At 27.5% G+C, this 23,213-nt stretch carries 22 protein-coding genes; 8 read left to right on the forward strand and 14 right to left on the reverse strand.

What is annotated here, in order from left to right; all coding sequences use genetic code 11:
• Nucleotides 1-130: 130 nt before the first annotated feature.
• Complete coding sequence (locus BP997_RS03325) at nt 131-271, forward strand: hypothetical protein (protein ID WP_413825882.1); 141 nt, start codon at nt 131-133, stop codon at nt 269-271.
• Nucleotides 272-299: 28 nt separating this feature from the next.
• On the opposite strand, the gene BP997_RS03330 is transcribed toward BP997_RS03325, so the two are convergent.
• From BP997_RS03330 to BP997_RS03355, 6 genes are all read right to left on the reverse strand, one after another.
• Complete coding sequence (locus tag BP997_RS03330) at nt 300-1,565, reverse strand: MATE family efflux transporter (RefSeq protein ID WP_413828825.1); 1,266 nt, start codon at nt 1,563-1,565, stop codon at nt 300-302.
• A 184-nt stretch (nt 1,566-1,749) separates the two neighbouring features.
• Nucleotides 1,750-2,508: a 4Fe-4S binding protein gene (locus tag BP997_RS03335; protein ID WP_413825886.1), complete on the reverse strand. Its 759-nt coding sequence runs from the start codon at nt 2,506-2,508 to the stop codon at nt 1,750-1,752.
• Nucleotides 2,509-2,549: 41 nt separating this feature from the next.
• Nucleotides 2,550-2,936 carry a putative zinc-binding protein gene (locus BP997_RS03340; protein WP_413825888.1) on the reverse strand — a complete coding sequence of 129 codons (387 nt, stop codon included), beginning with the start codon at nt 2,934-2,936 and terminating at the stop codon, nt 2,550-2,552.
• 7 nt (nt 2,937-2,943) lie between these two features.
• Nucleotides 2,944-3,252, reverse strand: coding sequence for an ArsR/SmtB family transcription factor (locus BP997_RS03345; RefSeq protein ID WP_413825890.1), 309 nt, complete (start codon nt 3,250-3,252; stop codon nt 2,944-2,946).
• Between the two features lie 68 nt (nt 3,253-3,320).
• Nucleotides 3,321-3,770, reverse strand: coding sequence for a MarR family winged helix-turn-helix transcriptional regulator (locus BP997_RS03350; protein WP_413825892.1), 450 nt, complete (start codon nt 3,768-3,770; stop codon nt 3,321-3,323).
• 88 nt (nt 3,771-3,858) lie between these two features.
• Complete coding sequence (locus BP997_RS03355; RefSeq protein WP_413827537.1) at nt 3,859-4,302, reverse strand: GyrI-like domain-containing protein; 444 nt, start codon at nt 4,300-4,302, stop codon at nt 3,859-3,861.
• 185 nt (nt 4,303-4,487) lie between these two features.
• Between BP997_RS03355 and BP997_RS03360 the strand changes: the two genes are divergently transcribed.
• Nucleotides 4,488-4,934 carry a hypothetical protein gene (locus BP997_RS03360; RefSeq protein ID WP_413825896.1) on the forward strand — a complete coding sequence of 149 codons (447 nt, stop codon included), beginning with the start codon at nt 4,488-4,490 and terminating at the stop codon, nt 4,932-4,934.
• A 125-nt stretch (nt 4,935-5,059) separates the two neighbouring features.
• On the opposite strand, the gene BP997_RS03365 is transcribed toward BP997_RS03360, so the two are convergent.
• Nucleotides 5,060-5,332, reverse strand: coding sequence for a hypothetical protein (locus BP997_RS03365; protein ID WP_409198994.1), 273 nt, complete (start codon nt 5,330-5,332; stop codon nt 5,060-5,062).
• A gap of 411 nt (nt 5,333-5,743) precedes the next feature.
• Here BP997_RS03365 and BP997_RS03370 point away from each other — a divergent pair, with 411 nt between their 5' ends.
• From BP997_RS03370 to BP997_RS03380, 3 genes are read left to right on the forward strand one after another with little or no spacing between them, the layout of a single operon-like run.
• On the forward strand, nt 5,744-6,961 hold the full coding sequence (locus BP997_RS03370) for an aldo/keto reductase (protein WP_409198993.1): 1,218 nt from the start codon (nt 5,744-5,746) through the stop codon (nt 6,959-6,961).
• A 27-nt stretch (nt 6,962-6,988) separates the two neighbouring features.
• Nucleotides 6,989-7,567 (forward strand): PadR family transcriptional regulator, encoded by a 579-nt coding sequence (locus BP997_RS03375; RefSeq protein WP_413828355.1) that lies wholly within the window; start codon nt 6,989-6,991, stop codon nt 7,565-7,567.
• A 30-nt stretch (nt 7,568-7,597) separates the two neighbouring features.
• Nucleotides 7,598-8,170 (forward strand): zinc ribbon domain-containing protein, encoded by a 573-nt coding sequence (locus tag BP997_RS03380; RefSeq protein ID WP_413825901.1) that lies wholly within the window; start codon nt 7,598-7,600, stop codon nt 8,168-8,170.
• Between the two features lie 18 nt (nt 8,171-8,188).
• On the opposite strand, the gene BP997_RS03385 is transcribed toward BP997_RS03380, so the two are convergent.
• Complete coding sequence (locus tag BP997_RS03385; RefSeq protein WP_413825903.1) at nt 8,189-10,711, reverse strand: U32 family peptidase; 2,523 nt, start codon at nt 10,709-10,711, stop codon at nt 8,189-8,191.
• Between the two features lie 181 nt (nt 10,712-10,892).
• Here BP997_RS03385 and BP997_RS03390 point away from each other — a divergent pair, with 181 nt between their 5' ends.
• Nucleotides 10,893-12,272 carry a DHA2 family efflux MFS transporter permease subunit gene (locus tag BP997_RS03390; protein ID WP_413828827.1) on the forward strand — a complete coding sequence of 460 codons (1,380 nt, stop codon included), beginning with the start codon at nt 10,893-10,895 and terminating at the stop codon, nt 12,270-12,272.
• Between the two features lie 23 nt (nt 12,273-12,295).
• On the opposite strand, the gene BP997_RS03395 is transcribed toward BP997_RS03390, so the two are convergent.
• Together BP997_RS03395 and BP997_RS03400 are read right to left on the reverse strand one after the other, a co-directional pair.
• Complete coding sequence (locus BP997_RS03395; protein ID WP_413825907.1) at nt 12,296-13,033, reverse strand: ABC transporter permease; 738 nt, start codon at nt 13,031-13,033, stop codon at nt 12,296-12,298.
• Nucleotides 13,034-13,035: 2 nt separating this feature from the next.
• Complete coding sequence (locus tag BP997_RS03400) at nt 13,036-13,947, reverse strand: ABC transporter ATP-binding protein (RefSeq protein WP_413827543.1); 912 nt, start codon at nt 13,945-13,947, stop codon at nt 13,036-13,038.
• A gap of 261 nt (nt 13,948-14,208) precedes the next feature.
• Here BP997_RS03400 and BP997_RS03405 point away from each other — a divergent pair, with 261 nt between their 5' ends.
• Nucleotides 14,209-16,188, forward strand: a complete 1,980-nt coding sequence (locus BP997_RS03405) for an FUSC family protein (protein ID WP_413827545.1) — start codon at nt 14,209-14,211, stop codon at nt 16,186-16,188.
• Nucleotides 16,189-16,367: 179 nt separating this feature from the next.
• On the opposite strand, the gene BP997_RS03410 is transcribed toward BP997_RS03405, so the two are convergent.
• The 3 genes from BP997_RS03410 to BP997_RS03420 form a co-directional block, all read right to left on the reverse strand.
• Nucleotides 16,368-17,249, reverse strand: a complete 882-nt coding sequence (locus BP997_RS03410; protein WP_413825914.1) for a hypothetical protein — start codon at nt 17,247-17,249, stop codon at nt 16,368-16,370.
• 90 nt (nt 17,250-17,339) lie between these two features.
• On the reverse strand, nt 17,340-19,190 hold the full coding sequence (locus BP997_RS03415; RefSeq protein WP_413825916.1) for a histidine kinase dimerization/phosphoacceptor domain -containing protein: 1,851 nt from the start codon (nt 19,188-19,190) through the stop codon (nt 17,340-17,342).
• Between the two features lie 13 nt (nt 19,191-19,203).
• On the reverse strand, nt 19,204-21,039 hold the full coding sequence (locus BP997_RS03420; RefSeq protein ID WP_413828829.1) for a sensor histidine kinase: 1,836 nt from the start codon (nt 21,037-21,039) through the stop codon (nt 19,204-19,206).
• A gap of 250 nt (nt 21,040-21,289) precedes the next feature.
• Between BP997_RS03420 and BP997_RS03425 the strand changes: the two genes are divergently transcribed.
• Nucleotides 21,290-21,487 carry a hypothetical protein gene (locus BP997_RS03425; RefSeq protein WP_413825921.1) on the forward strand — a complete coding sequence of 66 codons (198 nt, stop codon included), beginning with the start codon at nt 21,290-21,292 and terminating at the stop codon, nt 21,485-21,487.
• Between the two features lie 215 nt (nt 21,488-21,702).
• Here BP997_RS03425 and BP997_RS03430 read toward each other — a convergent pair whose 3' ends face one another.
• Nucleotides 21,703-22,917, reverse strand: coding sequence for a carboxypeptidase-like regulatory domain-containing protein (locus BP997_RS03430; RefSeq protein WP_413828831.1), 1,215 nt, complete (start codon nt 22,915-22,917; stop codon nt 21,703-21,705).
• Between the last annotated feature and the right edge of the window lie 296 nt (nt 22,918-23,213).

Consider the following 23,213-nt stretch of genomic DNA (forward strand, 5'->3'; position numbering starts at 1 on the left):
GTTCCAAGCTAAATATGGGGCAGGTCAAAATTTCACAGGAAAATTATTAAACAGTAAAGGTGAAGCAATTAGTGGTCAACTCATTAGCCTTAACCTTACACGTTTAAGTGATGGTGCAAGTAAAGTTTACATGGTAAGTACTAATGATGAAGGGGATTATGAATTAGCTATAAACTTATATGAAGGGGAATATACTGCACAATGCTCATATAGTAGTACTGTTATTTATGAATCTTCTAATACAAGTACAAGTATAAACGTTACAGTTTAAAATTAAAATTTTAACATTCATCCTTTTTTTAATATTTTTTTATTGTATGTTTTGCAAATAGGTAATTGATTATTCCCATTATTACTCTTCCAAGGCAGGTTCCTATCCATATTCCTATTAATCCTAATCCGAATGTGAATGCGAATATGTAGGATAAGCTTAAACATGCGATTATTTCACGTAGGATTGTGAATATTAAACTTATTATTCCTTTTCCTAATCCTTGGTATATGCTACTACTTATTACTCCTATTCCTGTAAATGGGAATGCTAATCCAATTATTATTAAGAATTGGCTAATGATTGGTATTAAGTGATGGGTTTGTGGAGTATATGCGAAGATATAGGATAATTGTTTACTGAAGAGTAAGAATATTATTGTTATTGTTAATCCGAATATTGCTCCGAGTTTTGATCCGTATTTATGTGATCTTTTTAGATATTCATTATTTTTTGCTCCATATGCACTTCCACTTACTGCTACGACTGCTGAACCTATGGCTGTTAATGGCATTATTAGGAACATGTATAATCTTTGACCAGAGGAAAAAGCTGCTATTCCTGTTTCACCTGCTATTATGCTTATGAAGTATAGGTATGCTGCATATGAGATTGCTATTATTATCATTTCTAGTGAGCTTGGTATTGCTACTTTTAGGATTTCACTTGTTATTTTCTTGTTGTAATGGAATCCTTTGAATTTTATTTGTACATAAGTTTTTTCATCTTTTAGTATCCAGTAGAATATGAGTATTGCTGATATTGCACAACTTATTATACTTGCCCATGCTGCACCTGCGGTTCCGAGTTTTAGGGTGTATATGAATATGGGGTCTATTATTGTGTTTATTGTTACAGATAAGATTACTGCGTAGAGGGCTCTTTTCATATCCCCTTCTCCACGTAGTATTCCGGTTCCTCCGTTTGCGAATATGAATGTGAATAGTCCTGCAAATAGTATTGTACTGTAATTTAATCCTTCTGTTAATGCTTGTCCTGTTGCTCCATACATTATTAGTGCTGGTTTTTGTATTAGTAGTAGGAGTATTGTTAGAAGTATTGATGTTATTGTGAATATTATTATGGAGTGTGTTGCTGATTTACTTGCGTTTTCACGGTTTTTTGCTCCAACGTATCTGCTTATTAGGCTGGTTGCTCCTACTCCTAATCCTACGCTTACTCCGTTTAGTATCATGAATATTGGTGTTACGAATCCTACTCCTGCTATTGCGGTTTGTCCTAGTCCTGTTATCCATATTCCATCTATTAACATGTAGAGGCTTGTTAGTATCATGGATAAGACTATTGGCCATGCTAAGTGGTTTATTGCTTTTTCTGGTTCTCCTCTAGGAGTTTTATGTTTTCTTCTGACATTTTTATTTTTCCTGTTTATAAAATAATAATTTAGTACAAGTTAAGTATAGTACCATATTAGTACTAAATATTATTTATACTTATACCTTAAAAAAAAAGAAAAATCATCTAGAAAGTAAAAGAGAAATCTTATCAAACTTTTCCTTAACCACTTCATAACCTTTTAAATAAAAAGGACAAGCTTTAATACACTCAGTACAAGCTTCACTACAACCAACACAAGAAGAAGAATCTAAATCAACAACATCCATATTCTTAATTAAAGCATTATGAGGACAAGCCTTAACACACTTACCACAATAATTACAATACTCTCTAATCCAAGAAAAATCATCTGCTTTATTAATAGGTAAATTAGAAATATTTACTAAAATAGCACTAATCTTCTCCTTAGGACCAAAACTAGGACTAATTAATAAACCACTTTTACCAACATAACCTAAACCAGCCCTTTCACCTAATTTAGAAAAATTAATTATATCACCATTAGGAGGAGCAACAAAAGTTTCAAAACCATTTAATCTTAAAAAATCAGAAACCTCATAAGTCAAATTACCAAAATCTTCATATAATTCATCATTAAAACTTTTAGCTAAGCTACCTGGAATTGTACTTAAAATTTTATCATACATTTCCATAGTTAAAACAATAGCCCCATTAAAACCAAAATCATTATCATCTAACCATAAATCATCCAAATCATTAACATAAGCAATATCAAGCAAACCTAATTTACTAATTAAAGAATTTAATTCATTAATTAAATTATCATCTATTTTAAAATTAGGATTACTTGGATTTTTAACTTTAGATTTATCTGGGTATTTATTAATAAGTCCACAACAAGAATTTTCACTTACCATTTAAAATCAGCTCACACATAGGAATTTATTATCTTAGTATTTTATTTTTCTAATATTTTCACTATTTTCTTATTTAAAATGTTTTTAATAATATCTACACAAATTTCCCCATCATTGTCTAAGCGTGATGTGTCATTTGCATGGTATTCTGTTTTACTTAATTCTTCATTGACATTTATTGAATCGATTACATCTACATTTCTTTGTTTTAGGATACTGTTTACACATGATCCATCACAACCATTAACTGCTATTATTGGATATTTTTTTATTAAATCTCTAAAACCAGTTCTTTCTCCTGATGTTGCACCCATACAAATACTTATTACTTGAGGGTTTTCTTTATTTGTATCGTCACAGCTTACACGTGTGATTAATCCGTTAGGACTCATTCCACTACATGCTGCTACTGCTACTTTTTTTGTCATATTTTTTTTATTCTCCTTTGAAAATTTTATTTAAATGTTTTATTAATTTGGGATTAGATAGGCTGTAATAATTCCATATGCCTTCTTTTCTCATTTTTATTATTTCTGCTTTTTTTAGTATGTTTAAATGGTGTGATATTGTGGATTGGGATTTATTTATTCCTTCATGTATTTGACATACACATAATTCTCCGTCTTGAAGTAAGTATAAGATTTTTAATCTTGTAGGGTCTGCTATTGCTTTTAATGTTTCCTGGTTTTTATTGATTTCTTCTGATTTGGGGATTTTATGTTTTTTCTTTTTACATGAGCTCATATTCAATAAATCTATATATTAATATATTTAAATATATCGATGTATCTTTTTAAAAAAAAATAAAAACCTCAAAAATCAAGTAAATTATCAGAAATCTTAGAACACAAACTCAAAAACAAATCACGCTCATCACTAGAATCCAAAGCAGCTAAAACAGTACTACACAACTCATACTCAAAATCATCATGCTCCTTTAAAACTTTCTCACCATCACTAGTTAAAACCAACTTAAAACTACGCTTATCCTCAGGATTAATCTCCCTTAAAATCAAACCCTTAGCTTCTAACTTATTAATAACATTAGTAATAGAACTCTTAGGAAGATTAGACTCACGAGTAACATCCTTAATAACAGTATTCTTATGATGACCAGTACGAGCAATAACACCAATCTCACGATTATCTAAAGATTTAAGATTAGGATAATTAGATTCAATATTGCTAAATAAATTCTTAACAAAAATAGAATGCCAAACACTATTCAATTGCTTAATTTGACTTTCCTTAATTTCACACATAAATAAAAAAACACCTTTAAAATTATTTAATTTAATTTAAAAACAATCACATATTTAAAATAGTACTATAAAAAAATTAAATCCCTTTTTAATCTTTTAAAACATTAACCTGAACATCACTAATTAAATGATCCTTATCAGTATATAAAGGATTATTAAAAAACACTAAATAACTAGTATCTAAAACAGTGTAATTATTTTCCCCAGCATATTCAACAATTTCATCATAAGTCTTATAAGCACTATCATGAGAACCTACATGAATAGAACTTAAAACAAGATGTTTACTAAAAGATTTAATAGAAATACAATCAGGAACCTTTAAATCATCACCACGTATAGACACACCACAATAATGAACCTCTTTTTCACTATTGAAATTTTTAAAAACACTAAAAGGAGCACCCTGAATTTTAACTTTAGATTCTTTAGCCCACTCAAAAAGTTCAAAAAGAGTATTATTCAAACCATCACCACTATACTCAAGTAAAGCCACTAAATTCTCAGGTATTATTTTTTCTTTAATTTCCATATCCATAACAATCAATTTAAAAAAATTTTTTTTATATAATATCTACTTTTATTTTTCAATTTATATTAAAATTATGATTTAATATTTTTACTTTGATTATTAAATTATTTATTCAATACCTTAGCAAATGTTTTATTAAATAGAAACTATATATATTTTTATAAATTTTAAAGGGAGGAATTCTTATGAATAAGAAAATTTTAACAATCTTATTAATTAGCACTATTTTAGCTTCTACGGGGATTATATTTGCATCTAGTACTGTGAATTTGAATAATAGTAGTTTCACTTGTCCTGATGGTTACACTCAAGTTACTACTGGTTTAGATGGTTCTTTAGTTGTTTATTCTGGAAATGATGGTTACTTTGCTGTAGCTGAAGATCAAATTATGTCAAGTGATCTTATAAGTCAGTATGGTGGTAAAATCTTATCTCAGAATAGTTTAACTGTTAATAATATTCCTGTTACTGAATATAAAGTAAGTTATAATGGTAAAACTGGTTATGCTTATGGTTTTAATAAGGATAATCATGATTTTATTGTAGGTGTTTTACCTAATGATTTAAGTAATTGGGATGTTAGTAGTAGTTCTAATCTGGCTAATCAATTGATTAATAGTATTAAGGTTTAATACTATTAATTTTTTTTAATAAAATTATGTAATACTTAAAATGATATTTATATTAATGGTGAAAGAATAATCATTAAACCTAAAAAAGTTTTTATAGATTTAATGATTATTAAATTTTGAATGTTTTATTTAGCTGCCATCGTGTTGTAATTGTTTAATTTAAACATCATGAAGTATCTGTCTAAACATACAATCATGTCATCATAGGTGGCTCCTATAGCTTTTCCTATTTCTTTTAGATCTTCTGCAATCATTTGTTGACCTCCATATACCATGGAAGTAACAAAAAGGTAATCTCCATCTGGAGATATTGTGTACTCAAAATTTTTTCCACCAGGATATTGGTTTTTGAAAAAAGTATTAAGCTTATTTAAAAATCTTGTATCAGTTATGTTCATTGACATTCACCTCAATTTTGTTATTATTACTTTATGTAATATAAACTATGTTTAATGTTATATTTAAATATTGTTATTACTTTTAACATTATACTATTTTGTCTAAAAAATTTTTAATTAAATGAATAAAGTATTAAATCTCAATATTTAATAAGACACATAGTCAGTTTTAAAAGTCTTATCTTAGTATTAGAATAAACTTATATATAAAGATATCGAAATTAAAATATGAAAATAAAAAAAACAAAACCCTAAAAAAAATATAAAAACAAGACAAAAAATCAAAATAAAAACCAAAAACAAGACAAAAGAATAATCCAAAATGTGAAAAGAAAGTATATATATGAGAAAAAAAACAAAACATAAAATATCGAAAACCGATAAAAAATAATATAAAAATGGAAAAAATAAATGCAATACAGAACAATCACCAAAACCGGAGAAAAACTCTCACCTCTAGGATTCGGAGCAATGAGACTAACAACCACCATGAGTGGAACAGACCTAAAAAAAGCAAGCCAAGAAATAACATATGCAATAAATAATGGAGTAAACCTAATAGACACAGCATACATGTACGGAAACGGAGAAAACGAAAAAGCCATAGGTGAAATACTAAAAAAAACAGGCCTAAGAAACAAAGTCAACATAAGCACAAAAATGAACCGGCTAAGAATAAAAACCTACAATGATATGCACAAAATGTTCAACCAAGAACTAAAAAACCTACAAACCGACCACATAGACTACTACTTCATACACAATATAATAGGATACGAAGACATAGAAAAACTCCAAAAAAATGATCTAAACAAATTCATAGAAGAAAAAAAAGAAACAGGAGAAATCCGAAACATAGGATTCTCCTATCACGGACCAAGCAACCAATTCCAAAAAATAGTAGACTCCTACCCCTGGGACATGTGCCTCCTACAATACAATTACTTAGATGAAAACTTCCAAGCAGGAAAAAAAGGAATACAATACCTACACGAAAAAGGAATAGGAATAATAATAATGGAACCATTAAAAGGAGGACTACTAGCAGGAAAACTACCACCTGAAGTAGAAAAACTAAAAAAAGAAAAAAACATCACCCGCTCAAATGCAGATTTAGGACTAAGCTGGTTACTCAATCAAAAAGAAATAACCTGCATACTAAGCGGAATGAACAGTTTAGAAATGGTTAAAGAAAACATAAAAATAGCAAACACAACACAAGTAAACACCCTAAAAAAAGAAGAACTCAAAACAATAGAAGAAATAAAAAACATAATACTAAAATTAAATAAAATCAACTGCACAAGCTGCGGATACTGTATGCCATGTCCAAGAGGAGTAAGCATACCAGAATGTTTCCAAACATACAATGAAAAATACTTATTCAACCAAAAACAATTCGGAATCCATGAAGCAACAATCAATTACATAGGAGGATTACTAGGAACAGTAGGACCAGCACAAGATGCAAGTCTCTGCACGCAATGTAATGCCTGTGTGAGTAAGTGTCCACAACAATTACCAATACCCAACCTCCTAGAAACCGTGAATAAAGAATTCCATGGAAACCTAACAAAGAAAACCTTACCATTATTAAGACAAATATTAAAATTATTCAAAATCATATAAAAAAAAATATATTGGAGCCAAATCAAAATGCCAGAAGAAAAAGCAGATAAAACCATTAAATACTGGGGACTACTATATGAAATGATAGAAAACTTCCATAAATACGGTGGACTAAGAATAGTCATATTATACGAACTAAAAGACAAACCATTAAATGGAGTAGAAATAAGTAAACAAATAGAAATCCATAATAAAAAATTACATGAAAAAAAGAAACAAATCTACTACACTAAACATGAAAAAGACTTAAATGATCCATTCACACGAAAAGTTAAATCAAAACCATCACCAGGAAGCCTATACCCTAAACTTAAAAAAATGAGAGAAGAAGGCTTAATAGTTAAATTAAGTAATGGTAAATATCAAAACACTAAACTTGGAAATGATAAATTACATGAAGTACTAGAAACTTTACAAAAAAAAGAAGTATACTTTAATGAAAACCCATTAGAAAACACACTTGCAGATTTAGACTTTGCAATAACAAGAATCGAAAATATTAATGAAGAGGAACTAAAAACTTATGAAGATGACTTACTAAATTTAAGTAAAAGACTTAAAAAAATAGCAGTAAATGTTTACTCCCAAAACATTGATGAAAAATAAATTAAATATAAAAAAATTTTTAAAGGGAAAATGTATTGTCCAAGATGCGGTGAAAAAAACGAACCTCAAGATCAATATTGTAGAAAATGTGGAACACTACTAAAAAAAGACCCTAATCAAGTTTACCAACGGAAATATAAAAGATTACAATATCTAATAATTATAATCTTACTTTTGATTATTGGTGGAATGATTGTAAGTTTCACAACATATAATATAGCTACAACAACTTATACTTCCAATAATTTCACAGTTGAACATCCAATGTTTGGAAAAGTTATTGAAAACCCACAAACACAATTTACAGATTTTTACAGTGTAAACGGCACATACATTGGAAGTATTAGTGCAATTCATGATGATAAATTAAGTGAAACATCAGCCGATGACTGGACTACAAGTAATAGTGAAACACGTGTGGATAATTCTCAAAGTGTAAACGTACTTGGAAATCCTGGACTTGAAATAAATGAAACCAGTTTAACAGATAATAGTCACAGTACCGTGTTTATCTTCAATAAAAATGATAAAATAGTGAGAATAACATTAAACCCAGAAAACCCTGACAGTACTAATCTTTTAAACAGTGTGAAAATAAAATAAAAAAAATAGATTTAAACCCTATTTTTTTCTTCTTTTCTCATTTTCCCTACCATTAACATAATTCCCCTTATTAATAGTAGAATTAGACATATTCACAATACTATCAAAGTAATCTATTTCTTCTTCAGGATTACCTAATTTTTGCTCATAAAGAGAAATAATTCTAGATACAAATTTAGGAGTTGTGAATCTACAATCTAAGGTGATATTATCAATACCCATATCCTTAATCTCCTGGATTTCATCAATAAGTGATAAGCAATCATCATTGTAAAAATGACTTTGTTTATTATAATCTAAAAATATTTTAAACTTAGCCTTATTACGTTTCTTATCCTGTAAGACCATATACTCACCAGCTTCTATATGATAATCCTTCTCGTTGATTAATTCACTGAAATCATCCTTTGTAACCATGATTTCCTGATTTCCATAAACTATTAATTCTAATTGAATATCTTCTTCCTGTGAATTTTCTATTAAATCCTTAATTTCCTCTTTATTCAATTCACTACTAATTGTTAAACCTTTAAAACCAGTATTATTTAAGGTTTTAACAGTATAATTATTCCAAACATTCAAATTATGAGCACCATACACATTAGTATTGAAAATTAAAGGTAAGGATGGTGAATCACCCATTATACTAATATGAATATTTTCCCTACTTAAATTATTTACTATTGTATTTGCTTTTTCTAAATCTTCATCAGAAGTGAAAGCAGATAATACCCATACTAATTCTTTATCAAAACAGATTCCCGCAGCATTTCTAAGAATTCCCTCAATTTTATTAAAGTAATCAGTACTATTTGTAAATAAGTAAGAAGGATCAAAGTATACTCTTTGGAATGAATGTTTTGCAACAAGTTTTAATAAGTTAAAATTATCAACATAAATATTAAATCCAATATAATCCTTAGATTTAGCAGGGACTTGTTTACTTTTAAGTTCATGAGTATAATCTTTAATTTTAACCCGTATATCCTCAGATTCTTCTTCTTCAGGCAAGTAATATCCAAGTAAAATATCAGATGCAATATCCAGGACTGATCTTCGTATCTTATTCAATCTACTCATAGACATGAACACGTCTGTTGGGAAATCTTCAAATAGGATATTATCCACTATAAATGGAGTGTTTCCAGTTTTACTCATCTGATTTTCTATTGCCTCAGTTGTTAATGGTCGGTTAATAGATTTCTCAAACGCTTTCTTACTCATATATTCAAAATCTATTAAATTATTCTCAATTATAAAACTAGCATTAATAAGCATCTTATTTTTTTTATTACGCTTAATACTTAGGGATAATGGTATGTGAGGTTTTATTTCCTCTTTCTTATACTGTTTTTGCTTATCATGTAATGCTTTACTATAACTTATATAAACTTTAGATCCAACTCTAATATCTCGAGTGGTTTCAATTAAGATATGTTTATCATTTTGCTCTACGATTTTATCTAAATAGATTCCACGAATATGATTATTATGTTTAAATCCTATACCATCACCACTTATAAGAATTGGATGATTAGGGTCAACAAATTTAATATCTACTCTTTCACCGTTAATACTAATTATGTCTCCAAGATATAATCCTTGATGGAAACTACTTTCTCTTCCCATTACTTCTGGAGGTTCATCATCAAGAATATAACCATTAGTATAGTACCGGTTAAAGGTTAAATCTAAGTCTCTTTGTAAAAGTTTTAAGGTTTCAGGATTTGTATCATCTAATTGGTCTAGTAAGGTTCTATAAGTATGAACTACTGTTGCTACATAATCATCAGATTTAAGTCTTCCCTCAATCTTTACACTATATACTCCTGCATCTGATATTGATTTTAAATCCTTATAAACTGCTAAATCATGAGTACTTATTAAACATCCATTTGCCACACTATGATTATTATATTTTAATTTATAATCACTTCTACATGGTTGTGAGCATGCTCCTCTGTTTGCACTTCTACCATTTATAAATGAGGAAATATAACAATCCCCGGATATGCAGTAACAGAGGCTTCCATGACCAAATACTTCAAGGTCTAAGTCAATATTATCAGTTTTTAATTTATCTCTAATTTGACTTATTTCTTCTACACTCATTTCTCTTGGTAATATTACACGATTCATTCCTTGATTTTTAGCCCATTTTATACTATTATAATCTCTTAGGGTCATTTGTGTTGAGGAATGTATTTCCATATTAGGAATAAACCTATTAAGTAAGTATACTAATCCTAAGTCTTGAACGATTAAGGCATCTACTCCGATACGGTATAAGAATTGAGCATATTTAAGTACTTCTAAGATTTCACTTGAATTAAACAAGGTGTTTACTGTTACATGTACAGCTGCACCATTTAAATGTGCATATTGTACTGCTTTTTCTAATTCTTCACTAGTGAAGTTTTGAGCAAATGCTCTTGCCCCATACCTATGTCCTGCAATATATACTGCATCTGCTCCAGCATTAATTGCAACAACAAGTACATCATATGATCCTGCTGGTGCTAATAATTCTTGTAATACCACTTATATAATCTCCGAAAAAAATAGTTAAAATAATTTAATTCTTAATTAATATTGATTTATGTTTTTTAAAGTTAATAAATATTATATTTAGAAATCTTTAAAACTTTAAATATACTATTTTTTTTTGGGGAGGGGAAAATTTTAAAAATATTTAAAAATAAATATTCTAATTAGATATTTTATGGAATTTTTTAAAAACAGACGAAATTTAGTACTTATTATATTATTAACTGCTGGTTTTATGGGTTCACTTGGTCAAAGTTTACTTACAAGTGCACTACCTAATATTATGAGTGATTTCAGTATAAATGCTACTACAGGCCAATGGTTAACTACAATCTACATTGTTATATTAGGTTTAGTTACCTGTGTAAGTGCTTTTATAATTAACAGGCATAATACTAAACATGTATTTATGGGTGCTTTAGGATTATTCATTATTGGTTGTATTCTAGCTTTTTTTGCACCTAACTTCAATGTACTTTTAATTTCACGCATAATACAAGCAACAGGAACAGGAATCCTATATCCATTATCACAAGTTGTTATTTTATATTATTTCCCATTAGAGGATCATGGTAAAGCTTTTGGTTATATGGGTTTAGTTGTAGGTGCAGGACCAGCATTCGGACCAACATTTAGTGGATTTATTGTGGATTTCTTTGATTGGAGAGCAATATTCAGCATCCTCTCAGTAATAGCTATTATATTATTCATTATAGGTAGTGTGGAATTAAAGAATATTAAAGAGAAATATCCTGTGAAAATGGATTTCTTATCTGTAATTATGTATGGTTTAGGTTTTACTCTTATAATGTATGGTGTAACTAATGCAGTAAATATTGGATTAGGAAACCTTTTATCATTACCTCCTATCATTATTGGATTAATATTCCTACTTGTATTCTCCCATAGACAATTACATGCAAGTATTCCTTTATTAAAATTAGAATTATTTAAATGTAATGTTTTCGCTGCAAGTACTATTGTTGTTTGTTTAAGTTATATTTTAATGATGAGTGGAACCTTACTTGTACCATTATATATTCAATCTGCAAGAGGATTAAGCGCTATAACTTCAGGTTTAATCTTACTGCCTGGAAGTATTTTACATGCTCTTGTAAACCCTAAAGCTGGACAATTCCAAGATGATTATGGTGCAAGAACAAGTAGTCTACTTGGTTTTGTTTTTATTATAATAGGAACACTACCTTTTGTCTTTTTAAACCTGAACAGTAATTTAGTCTTAATCACTATAGTTTACTGTTTCCGTATGATAGGTTTAAGTTTCCTTATAACACCACTTCAAGCTTATGGAGTAGATCCATTCCCACGGTCCGATTATAGTCATGGAACCGCAATCCTAAACAGTTTAAGACAAATCACAGGAGCACTTGGAACAAACATACTAGTAGCAATAGTAACCTTTTTCAGTTTAAACGGAAATGTAGACTGTTATGGGATAAATATAAGCTTCTTAATACAAGTAATTTTAATGTTATTTGCACTAGTAATTATTTTAAAATATATTCAAAATGATCATCCATCATATAATCAATAAAAAAAAAAGAGAATGGAAAGTTTTTATAATGGTACGTCGCTTTTATAAGTGTATAACCAGGTAATAAAAACTCCTATAATGAATGTGGCTAGGATTATTAATGATGGTGTTAGGGTTCCGTAGGTGTATTCTCCTAATTTCCCTGCAGATATTATAAATGGTGATATCCATGGGAATAATGGTGCGAAAACTTTACCATATACTAACATGTTTCCAAACACTATACCTGCACTTGCAATCATTATAAATACTGAATTTTTCATTAGAATACTTAAAAATACTAATGGTGACATTGCAAGATAAAGTAATATGCTTCCAAATATTAATTCTTTAAACATTTTAAAGAATATTGTCCAGGTAAATCCATCTCCTCCAAGTAGGATAAAACATAATGAACTTGAGAGGAAAGTGAAGATTGATAATATTAATATCCATAGTAGGTACATTGAAAACTTACCAGTTAAATATTTAGTTTTAGAAACAGGTAAAGTTAATATTGATTTAAGTGTGTGTTCATTATACTCACGTGTAAATAGGTGATTAGCTATTACTGCAAAGAGTACTACTCCAAACATACTTAAGAAATAAAGATTTGATTCGCTTAAGAATAAATCAAATAGTAATTGATTACCTTGTGATTGCACATATAGAAATTCTCCTGATAATAAAAATGGTATAACTAAACATCCAAGTAGGGTTACTAGAAATATTTTACTTCTTTTTAGTTTTAAAAATTCCATTTCAATAAAATTTGTTAACATTTTTATATTTCTCCTATTAAATTTGTGAAGTATTCTTCTAAGTTTTCCTCTTCAAGGGATAATCGGTTTACATTTATTCCATTGTTTATGAATTCTTTATTTAAGGTGCTTCTATCATTGAAGTGATTGTATAATTCTATTTCATCTTTTATTTTGTAGTCTATATTTTCTGTTAATCCTTTATTTGTTAAAATTTTTTTAGCTAAGTCTTTATTATCTACTTCGATTAATAGTTTTTTATTGGTTTTTTCATGTAGGTCTTCACGGGTGATTTCTTGTATTAATTCTCCATGATCCATTACTCCGATTACGTCTGCTAGGTGTTCGATTTCATTTAGTATGTGGCTGCTTATGAGGATTGTTAAATTGTATTCTTTTACTAATTTTTGTAGTAGTTTCCGTATTTCCCGTATACTTACTGGGTCTAAACCGTTTATTGGTTCGTCTAGGATTAGGAGTTCTGGTTTGTGGATTATTGCTGCTGCTATTCCTAGTCTTTGTTTCATTCCTAGTGAGTATTGTTTATATTTTTTATTTTCTTCTTTGAGGTTTACTATTTCTAGGACTTTTTGTATTTGTTTTTCATTGTAGTCTCCTCTGATTTTTGTAAATATTTTCAGGTTTTCTTTTGCTGTGAGGTTTTCATAGAATCCTGGTGTTTCTATTATGGATCCTATTTTTTTGTAGATTTCTTTTTGGTGGTTTTGTGTGTTTTTGTTAAATATGTGTATTTGTCCACTAGTTGGTTTTATTAAGTTTAGGAGCATGCACATTGTTGTGGTTTTCCCTGCTCCGTTTCTTCCGAGTAATGCATAGATTTTTCCTTTTTCTATTTTCATGTTTATGTTGTTTACTACGGTGGTTTTTTTATATTTTTTTGTTAGTTGGGTGGTTTCTATTATGTATTTTGTCATTTTTTTCTGACACTTCCTTTTTTTTGGGTGAATTGTGAATGTGTATATGTAATGAAAATTTTACATTTGTAAAAAATATATTACATATGTAATAAATATATTACAATTCTAGTATATAAAGATAACCCCACCACAAAAAGATTAAGAATTATATAAAAACAATAAAAAACATAAATAAACATAATTAAAATGGAAAAAATAACATACAAAAACCGGATAAAAAGACTAATAAAATCAGAAAAAAGGCCCCACTGGCCAAAAATGATTAATATGCTACTAGGATTAACCCTATCCTCCATAATAGGTTACCTCTTATTTCCCCAACTCATATACCTATTCATAATAACAAGCATACTAATGGGCTTACTAGTCAACACACCATACCCCTTAAAAACACTCACACACCATGCAATAAAAATGATAATCTGCGGAGGCTTAGCAGTCTTTACAGCAACATTCGCAACCCTAAACACCTACATCGCAATACTATTTTTCATAATATGGTTAATCTTCTTCATAATAATGAACATAAAAGGAGGCTTAAACCGGACAGTTGGACTATTTACAATGTTCACATACTTCATAAGCTTAAACATTGTACTCACAAATGTCCTAAACATAACAAGCACAACACACCCATTACACATACTACACTTAGCCCTATACTGTGGAGCAATAGGATCATTTGCAATATTCCTAGAAACCAGTCCAACACTAATAATTAAATACTTAAAACATGACCCTACAAAAAGGAAAATCCTAGCTGAACTATACTCACCTAAAATCAAATATGATAAATTCATAAAAAACCGTACCATAATATTAAAAGCAGACCAATCAGACTACACATTCACACTCATACACCTAGCAATGAGTCTAATGATATCCAGTTTCAACCTCCAATATGTTAAAGATGATATAAGCAAGGAAAACCAGGAATACTTTAAAAATTTCATAAAAGAAGTAGATAAACTACAAACACAAATAAGCACAGCAATAATAAAAAACAATGATAAAGGTTTAATATTAAACCTAAAACACTTACGACGAATCGTAGAAGATATAAATCAAATAAAGGATACTAAACCAGAATCATTAAATGTTAAAAAATCTATACACACCTACCTAAAAACATTCCAAAAAATAAATTTAGGATTAACTGGTGCATACACAGAAGAAAATATACCATTACCTGAAGATGAAGAAAGCACATGGACAAACTTAAAAGATAATTTAACCTTAAACAATATTAATGTTCGCTATGGTATAAGATTTGCAATCGCCACTAATTTATCATTTATCTTTGATATATTAACTGGAGGAATAATACAGTATGCAGCAACCATTAGTAGTTTCTTTACAATGAAACCTGATGCAAAATTTACAAAAATAACTGTATTAAAAAGAGTAATTGCAACACTTGCAGGTAGTGCACTTGCAACCTTAATAGCAATAATACTTTTAAACTTTAACTTATCCTATTTAATTCCAGTTTTAGCTGTGCTAACTATGAGTCTTTTCTATGCATATATGCAGAATAATTATAGTATTGGAATATTTTTTGCTATGATGATGGTGGTTTTCATCCAACCTTCAAATTTATTAGTATCACAAGCAATGTATCGTATTTTCGGAACAGCAATTGGGGCCTTAATTAGTTTCCTTGTTGGAATGTTCATATTACCTAATGAAACTAAAAATAATTTAAGTATTCTAATTGCAAATAAAATTGAATTTAATAAAAATTTAATCATACATATCCTAAATGAAAATGAGGATAATTTATTTAAGGATAATAAACTTATTCATGATAATAATTTACGTATGACTGGAAGTATAGATCGTATTAGTGAAGAATATGAGGATATAAGTGATGATATTGATTTATTTATTGAATTATCAAGTTCTCTTAATCAGATTCATGGAAATTTTTTAAGTCTTAAACGTTATATTTTCCGTACTAATCGGGATTTTAAGTTTGAGAAAGCTTTAAATTTATTTGATAATTTTTTCACTAATATTAATAATGTTATATTGGAAGATGATGAAATATATTTTGAAGAAGAATTTGAAGAATTAACTAGTATAGTTGATTATTTAGAAACTAAGTATAGTGATAATAAGGATATTATTCTTTTAAGATATTTTAAATGGATTTATGAGGATATGGAAGTGGTTTATGATCTTGTTAAAACTGGTCGTAGGAATAGTACTTTCACTCGTTTTAATCAAATGATATAAGTTTCCTATATACTTAAAAGTTTTAAGCTTTAAAATAAACATCATCAATGTATTAAAATAAGAATAAGATTAAAAAAACTTATACTTGCACTTGTTAAGTATAAGTTAAATTGTGTTAAGTTTTAATTTTATGAATATTAAAAAGGGTAAAGGAAATGAAAAAAAATAATCCCCACCATTTAAATATTATTTAAATTAACCTCACTTGGAAAACCATGAGAAACAATATATGCAAATAATTTAACATACTCATCATGACTTAAAGAAACACCATTATCACCAAACTCCACACTATTAGGAACATTACCATTTTCCTGAATAGAATTAACAACTTCACTAGCAAGATTACTATACTCACTACTAGAAATCATATTAGAATCCTCAGTATTACTACTAGTATCACTAGTACTAGAATGATCTAAAATATTACTTGCTAATAAGTAAGTAGCATCATCAATACTAAGATTAGCATCACCAATATCAATATTAGTAAAACCAGATGGAGCACTTTCAACCATACTAGCTAAATCATCAACATTAACATTACTAGAACCAATAGAATCATTCACACCTTGCACAATATTATTCTTCAAAGAATTAGAATCATTCTCCTCCTTAAATATGGAAGCAACACTAGAATTAGTAGTATCATTAACCATAGAACTAAGATTCTCCTGAATACTAGAATCATTTGCAGGACTAGTCACATTCTCCTCAGCATTATTATCAGACTGACTTACACCTGAACCTGTAACATGATTCGTGTAAGGAACAAGACCTTTACTTGGACTATTAGTACTATTATTAGTAGAATTAGGACCAGAATTATTAAATGATAAAGCAACAGCAGCACCAATCAATAAAACAATAATTAAACCAACACCAACCATATAATAAATACTATTATCCTTTTTTCCATCAGGATTTGAAACATTCTTTGGATGTTTACTATTAGAAATATTTCTACGATTATCACTAACAGGATTATTTAAACTTTTACCACAACGTTTACAATAATCTAATCCATCAGGATTTTCAAATCCGCATCTTGAACACTTCATAATATATTATTATCCTCCTTAATATTTATATAAATCTAAAAAAAATTTTAAAAAATAAAAATCAACTAAGTTTTTAACATAGCACCTATATTAAATTGGAAATTTAATCATAATCCCTGTACCTTTACTGGGTTTTAAGTTAATTAACTCACCATCAATTTGCTTAGTTAAACTCTGCAAAATAGTCATACCTAAACTACTAGTAGTATTAATATTTAAATCACTTGGCAAACCCACACCATTATCACAAACAGTTAAAACCAAACCCTCATCTGCCTTTTTAAGTTTAATCCACAAATCACCCTCACCAGAAGGGAAAGCATACTTAATAGTGTTTAAAATCAACTCATTAATCATCAAACCTAAAGGAGTAATAATATCCATATTCAACTCCATACTATCAATATCAGTATGTAAATTAATATTACTACCACCATATAAGGAAAAAATTTGTGAAGACTCAGAAACAATATAATCTCTAACATTAACATAATCCATACTATTAGATTGATATGTTTTATCATGAATAAAAGCCATACTATTAATACGATTAATAGTATTCCAAATCGTAGTTTCAGGATTATCCTTATTAAAATTATAATCAATATTTAAAAGACTAAGAATAATTTGTAAATTATTCTTCACACGATGATGAACCTCTTTAAGTAAAACCTCATCACTATTAATATTAGACTCAATCATCATATTATTACTTTTTAACTCCTCCTGAATACTTACTAAACGTGTAATATCCTGAACATAAAAAATAATCCTATTATAACCATTATTATATAAATTACCAGACACAAAACTATAAACAGTTAAATATTTAATATTACCTTTAGCACTAGTAATCTTTAAAACCTTATTATAGAAATGATCAATTTCACCATTAACAATTTTATCAAACTTATCTTTACTTTCACTATCTAAAAAATCCCTAAAAAAATTATAATCAGAATCATAATTCTGTATTTCACTTTTATTTAATTCTAAAATATCATAAATCTCCCTATCCCAATTAAAGTAACCAGTATTATCCACATGTAATAATGCAAACTTATTAAGTTTCTCACTAATTAATAAGTTCTGTTGAAAAATCTTAGAATTAAACTTATCATATTTAAAACTTGTAATATCCCTAAAATAGAACTTAACAACTGATTCACTTTCATAATACTCTGGACTTATATAAACAAAAAAATAAGCAGAAGAACCATTATTTAATTTAAATTCAACCTCTCCAGAATAGGATAAAACTTCCATTTTAAGTATTTCATCATAAAAACTTAACCATTCCTCATGTGTAAAGTCTTTAAAAATCATATCCTCAAAATTAAATATTGAGTACTTTTTTTCTAAATCCTTGAATTTCTTATTTTTATTAATAAAAACTTGATTTTTACTTATCACTACTGCAGGATTATATTGATAGAATATTTTCTTATTCTCCTCAATTAATGCTTCTGAGTCAGTTACATTATTTGTTAAAACAAAAATTAAACCTTTAGATTTAAAAATTTTACTTTCATAACTAAACAGTAAATTATCATTAGAATCATGAATCATAAACTTAGCATATAATGTAATATTGTTTTGATAAACCTTTTTAAAAGATTTAAGAACACCTAAACTAGTATAAACAGGTAAGAACTCTGAATACAAGCACCCATTATATTCACTTAAATCCCTTTTTTCATCTTTTTTATGATAATCCTTAGAAGATAAATAATTTATAATGAAATCATCACAATCAGAGTTTAAAGGTTTATAAATATCAATAATTTGATTAGAATAAGCATATAATTCTTTAAACTTCAAATCTTTAAAAGGATAGAAATGTTTAGGAGGATTAGAAAAACTCACACCTTCATCTATTTTAATCATTTTAAATGATTCAGGATTACCCTTCTCAAAATAGGTTAAACTAAGAGGAAACATACTATTTAACACCTCAACTTTTACTAAAAATCAAATTTAATTCTAAACCATTACTTAATGGATTTAATTCTAAATCAGCATTAATCTGATTTGCTAATGCTTGTATAAGTATAAAGCTAAGATCAGTGAAATCTTGGAAAACATTAAAATCATCTAAACTATAATCCTCATATTTAAGTTTAAAATTAACCTTATCCTCTTTTAATTTTAACTTAACTGTTAATTCCCCTTTAACATTAGAACTAGAGTATTTGAAGATTTTCTCAATTATAATACTTATAATTAAACTAAAAGGTATAACTATATCATTAGATAATTCAACATTACTAATACTTAAATTAAGATTAATATTATCTTTTAATGGTTTTATTTTTAAATCTATTAAATCAGTTAAATAACTTTTAATATTAACCCCATTTAAACTAGTAGACTCATAAGTCTTCTCATGCATTAAACTGATAGTTTTAATATAATTTTTAGTATTACTTAAGGTTTCTAAAGGATTATTCTGATTAAAACGCATATTTAAATTCAATAAACTTAAAATTATTTGTAAATTATTCTTAACACGATTATGAACCTCTTTTAATAAGTCTTCCTTAACCTTTAAAACTTGACTTAACTCCTTATTAGACTTTTTTAACTTTAATTCATAATTATGTAATTCTGTAATATCCTGAACTATAGATGAAATAATTGAATCAGATTCATTATAGAAATCTTTTAAATATACAGCATGATAAGTTAAAAATTTCATATTACCCTTAAATGAAACAATAGAGAAATCTTTACTATAAAAACTATTAAATGATTCAGGATCCTTTATAAACTGGTCAAACTCATTTTTCACAGCACTACCTAATTGATTATAAAGTATAGTGTCTCTACTAATATTTTTTCTCTGATTTTCTGGAACCTCTAAAATATCATAAATTGCAGGACTCCAATCATTCAAATTACTTATTGAACCATAACGTAGGGAGAATTTAGATAATTTCTGAACTAGATTTAAATCTTGTTTATAAAATTCTGCCTTCAATTTTTCTCTTCGAACTTTAGTAATGTTAAAACAACTAAATTTCACAAGTCCCTCATCACCACTTTGGGAGTTTAAGTATACTTTGAAATAGAAATAATTCTTATTAGCTTTGTCTTCAAATAGGATCTCATCAGTATATGAACTAATCTCTCCTGTACTTAATTGTTTATAAACTTTTAAGAATTCCGCATGTGTTAAGTTTTTAAAATTTAGGTTATTAAAATTTATACTCTTTAAATTATGCTTTTTTAGAAACCCTGATACATTATTATTAATTTTAATAATTTTTTTATCTTTAACCCAAAAAATTCCATAATTATAATCATCAAAAACTTTCAACTTAGTCTTAACTGTTCTATCCTCTAAAATATCATTAAGTAAAAAAATTAATCCTTTATATGAAAAGATTTCTTGTTTAAAATCCAATAATAGGTTTTCATCTTCATAAATACTAATTAAAAGATTAGTTTTCAAATCCTCTTTAAAAGCATTAGTTAAAAAAGTAAAATACTTAGATGCTCCAATTTTATGGGAGATTAATTTAAAATGTTTAGAAACAATAAAATCATTAGATAAGTTAAGTTTACACCAAATATCAGAAGCATATAAAAATATATAATCCTCACAATCATTATAGGGTTTTAAAATATCAACCGAAATATTTAATTCATCAAGTAAAGATTTATAAGAAAAATTAGGTGAAATATAAGTATCAGGAAACTTCTTATAATAAAAATCAGATGTAGTGGTGTTTAAATTAAATTCCCTATCAAATTCACCATTAATTTCCTTAATCTTAACCCTTAACATATAATAAAACCCCCCATAATGGATTATCATATATTTTTTTTATTATAATATTAAATTATAATATTTAATATTTGCTTTATAATTAATAAGATTTTATATTTAATCCTCCAACTTTTAAAAAAAAATTAAAAGTGGAATAAAACAGACATAAATAGTAAACTTTATTTATTTAAAAACACTAAATATATAATTAAATATTAATTTAGGTAATTGATATAAAAAAATATTCAATAATATGGACGTGAATTAAATGAGAGACTTAAAAGAAATCAATAAGGAAATTAAAATTGCAAGAAAAACATTACTTAAAACAGATGATGAAAAAAAATATCAAGAAGCACAAAGTAATCTACAAACATTAATTGATGAAAAAAGAACCTTCATGAACAAAGATTCTGGTGACTTCGAAATGACAGAAAACTGCTGGCATAAAACTCACCTTGAATAAAAAATTAAAATTTAAAACTTAAAGTAATTTAAGAGAAAAAAAATAAATCTCTTAAATTACAAATAATTACTCTTTTTAAAAAAATAAACATTTAAAACATTCCCATTATACTATTTTTATTAAAAAATTTTTTAAGCTAAAAAAAAAATTAGTCTATAAACATTAAAAAATCTAAATCATCCTATAAAAAAAAGAAGAAAAAAAGGGTTAAAAATTTAGGCTGTTACAATTATACTATTACTAGCATTACTAGATGTGTAAATGTTTGTTCCAGTATAACTGCATTCTGCTGTGTATTCGCCCTTAAATAAGTTTATAGGTAATTGGTATTCACCATTAGTATCAGTTGTAGCATAGTAGAATTTACTTACTTTGTCACTTAAACGTGTGAGTTTCAAGCTAATGTGTTGTCCAATAACTGCTTCTCCTTTACTATTTACTAATTTTCCTGTGAAGTTTTGACCTGCACCATACTTCTCTTGGAATTTATCAGCACTTAAAACAGTATCCAATTTATTTACAAGTATTGAACTGTTTACAGGTCCACTTGCTAGGTAATTTGTAGTGTTTGTTTTTAATCCATTAAATGTGGCACTTACACTGTATTCTCCTGGATAGAGGTTGATTTCTAATTGATACTCACCTTTATTATCAGTAGTGGCATGATAAATTTTACTTAAACCATTAACTGGATTGGTAAGATTCAAACTTATATGCATACCAATTACTGGTTTACCATTCAAGTCTAAGAGTGTTCCTGTAAGATTTAAGCTTTGACCATAAGTTTCAGTTAAATTATTAACATTAAGTACAGTATTGGTGTTAATAGTTTGATTATAAATTTTTATACTTGCATTTACTGGTCCACTTGAATTGTAAGTAATGTTATTTACTCTAGTTCCATTATAAGTAGCACTTACAGTGTACTCACCAATTGGTAAATTTAATCCTAAATTATAGTAACCATCACTATTTGTAATACTAGTATTTATTAAGCGTAAGTTATTATTAACTCCTTGAATATCTAAAAGGATGATTTGACCACTAATTGGGTTGCCGTTAATGTCTAGGAGTCTACCTGTTAAGTTTCCAGGTTTATTTACAATTCCAGTATAATCATTTACAGTTAAATTAGTACCCATTTCACTTGTTTGATTATAAATTTTTATATTAGCATTTACTGGTCCACTTGAATTGTAAGTAATATTTCCAATGGTTTTATTATTGTAAAATGCACTTACACTGTATTCTCCAGTGTTTAAATTGATTTCAAGATAATAATCACCATTACTATCAGTACTTACATTGTAAACCTTACTTAAATTATCACTCAAACGAGTTAAATTTAATGTTATACTTTGATTAACAAGGGGATTACCATTAATATCTATGAGTCTACCTGTTAGGTTACCTTTAACACCATAAACCATAAAAATTAGTATAATTACTTATACTTAACTTAGTTTCTATGAAATTAGTTACAAGAATAGTATTAGAACACTACTTCCTGCATATAGGTTATTTCCATTATAAACATAGCGAATATTATAAGATCCAAGACTTAAACCAGTTAAAGTCACACTAGCAATACCATTCTTATCAGTATTTACAGGATGATATTCACCATTATAATAAATGGTTTTGTAGAAACCCTTTCTTTTTTTTCTAATTTTTTTTCAATTGAAATTGTACCTTGATGTTTTTGTTTTTTCGATTTCTTTTAATT

The organism is Methanobrevibacter sp. UBA412 (genome assembly GCA_002495685.1).
Taxonomy (GTDB): domain Archaea; phylum Methanobacteriota; class Methanobacteria; order Methanobacteriales; family Methanobacteriaceae; genus Methanobrevibacter_A; species Methanobrevibacter_A acididurans.

Coding starts and splice junctions, on each gene's coding strand:
- BP997_RS03410 (WP_413825914.1), bottom strand. CDS start 17,249: ATGAAGTGTTCAAGATGCGGATTTGAAAATCCTGATGGATTAGATTAT.
- BP997_RS03370 (WP_409198993.1), top strand. CDS start 5,744: ATGCAATACAGAACAATCACCAAAACCGGAGAAAAACTCTCACCTCTA.
- BP997_RS03325 (WP_413825882.1), top strand. CDS start 131: ATGGTAAGTACTAATGATGAAGGGGATTATGAATTAGCTATAAACTTA.
- BP997_RS03415 (WP_413825916.1), bottom strand. CDS start 19,190: ATGTTTCCTCTTAGTTTAACCTATTTTGAGAAGGGTAATCCTGAATCA.
- BP997_RS03340 (WP_413825888.1), bottom strand. CDS start 2,936: ATGACAAAAAAAGTAGCAGTAGCAGCATGTAGTGGAATGAGTCCTAAC.
- BP997_RS03400 (WP_413827543.1), bottom strand. CDS start 13,947: ATGACAAAATACATAATAGAAACCACCCAACTAACAAAAAAATATAAA.
- BP997_RS03395 (WP_413825907.1), bottom strand. CDS start 13,033: ATGTTAACAAATTTTATTGAAATGGAATTTTTAAAACTAAAAAGAAGT.
- BP997_RS03365 (WP_409198994.1), bottom strand. CDS start 5,332: ATGAACATAACTGATACAAGATTTTTAAATAAGCTTAATACTTTTTTC.
- BP997_RS03390 (WP_413828827.1), top strand. CDS start 10,893: ATGGAATTTTTTAAAAACAGACGAAATTTAGTACTTATTATATTATTA.
- BP997_RS03420 (WP_413828829.1), bottom strand. CDS start 21,039: ATGTTAAGGGTTAAGATTAAGGAAATTAATGGTGAATTTGATAGGGAA.
- BP997_RS03360 (WP_413825896.1), top strand. CDS start 4,488: ATGAATAAGAAAATTTTAACAATCTTATTAATTAGCACTATTTTAGCT.
- BP997_RS03375 (WP_413828355.1), top strand. CDS start 6,989: ATGCCAGAAGAAAAAGCAGATAAAACCATTAAATACTGGGGACTACTA.
- BP997_RS03380 (WP_413825901.1), top strand. CDS start 7,598: ATGTATTGTCCAAGATGCGGTGAAAAAAACGAACCTCAAGATCAATAT.
- BP997_RS03425 (WP_413825921.1), top strand. CDS start 21,290: ATGAGAGACTTAAAAGAAATCAATAAGGAAATTAAAATTGCAAGAAAA.
- BP997_RS03430 (WP_413828831.1), bottom strand. CDS start 22,917: ATGGTTTATGGTGTTAAAGGTAACCTAACAGGTAGACTCATAGATATT.
- BP997_RS03335 (WP_413825886.1), bottom strand. CDS start 2,508: ATGGTAAGTGAAAATTCTTGTTGTGGACTTATTAATAAATACCCAGAT.
- BP997_RS03355 (WP_413827537.1), bottom strand. CDS start 4,302: ATGGAAATTAAAGAAAAAATAATACCTGAGAATTTAGTGGCTTTACTT.
- BP997_RS03405 (WP_413827545.1), top strand. CDS start 14,209: ATGATTAATATGCTACTAGGATTAACCCTATCCTCCATAATAGGTTAC.
- BP997_RS03330 (WP_413828825.1), bottom strand. CDS start 1,565: ATGATACTAACAAGCCTCTACATGTTAATAGATGGAATATGGATAACA.
- BP997_RS03350 (WP_413825892.1), bottom strand. CDS start 3,770: ATGTGTGAAATTAAGGAAAGTCAAATTAAGCAATTGAATAGTGTTTGG.
- BP997_RS03345 (WP_413825890.1), bottom strand. CDS start 3,252: ATGAGCTCATGTAAAAAGAAAAAACATAAAATCCCCAAATCAGAAGAA.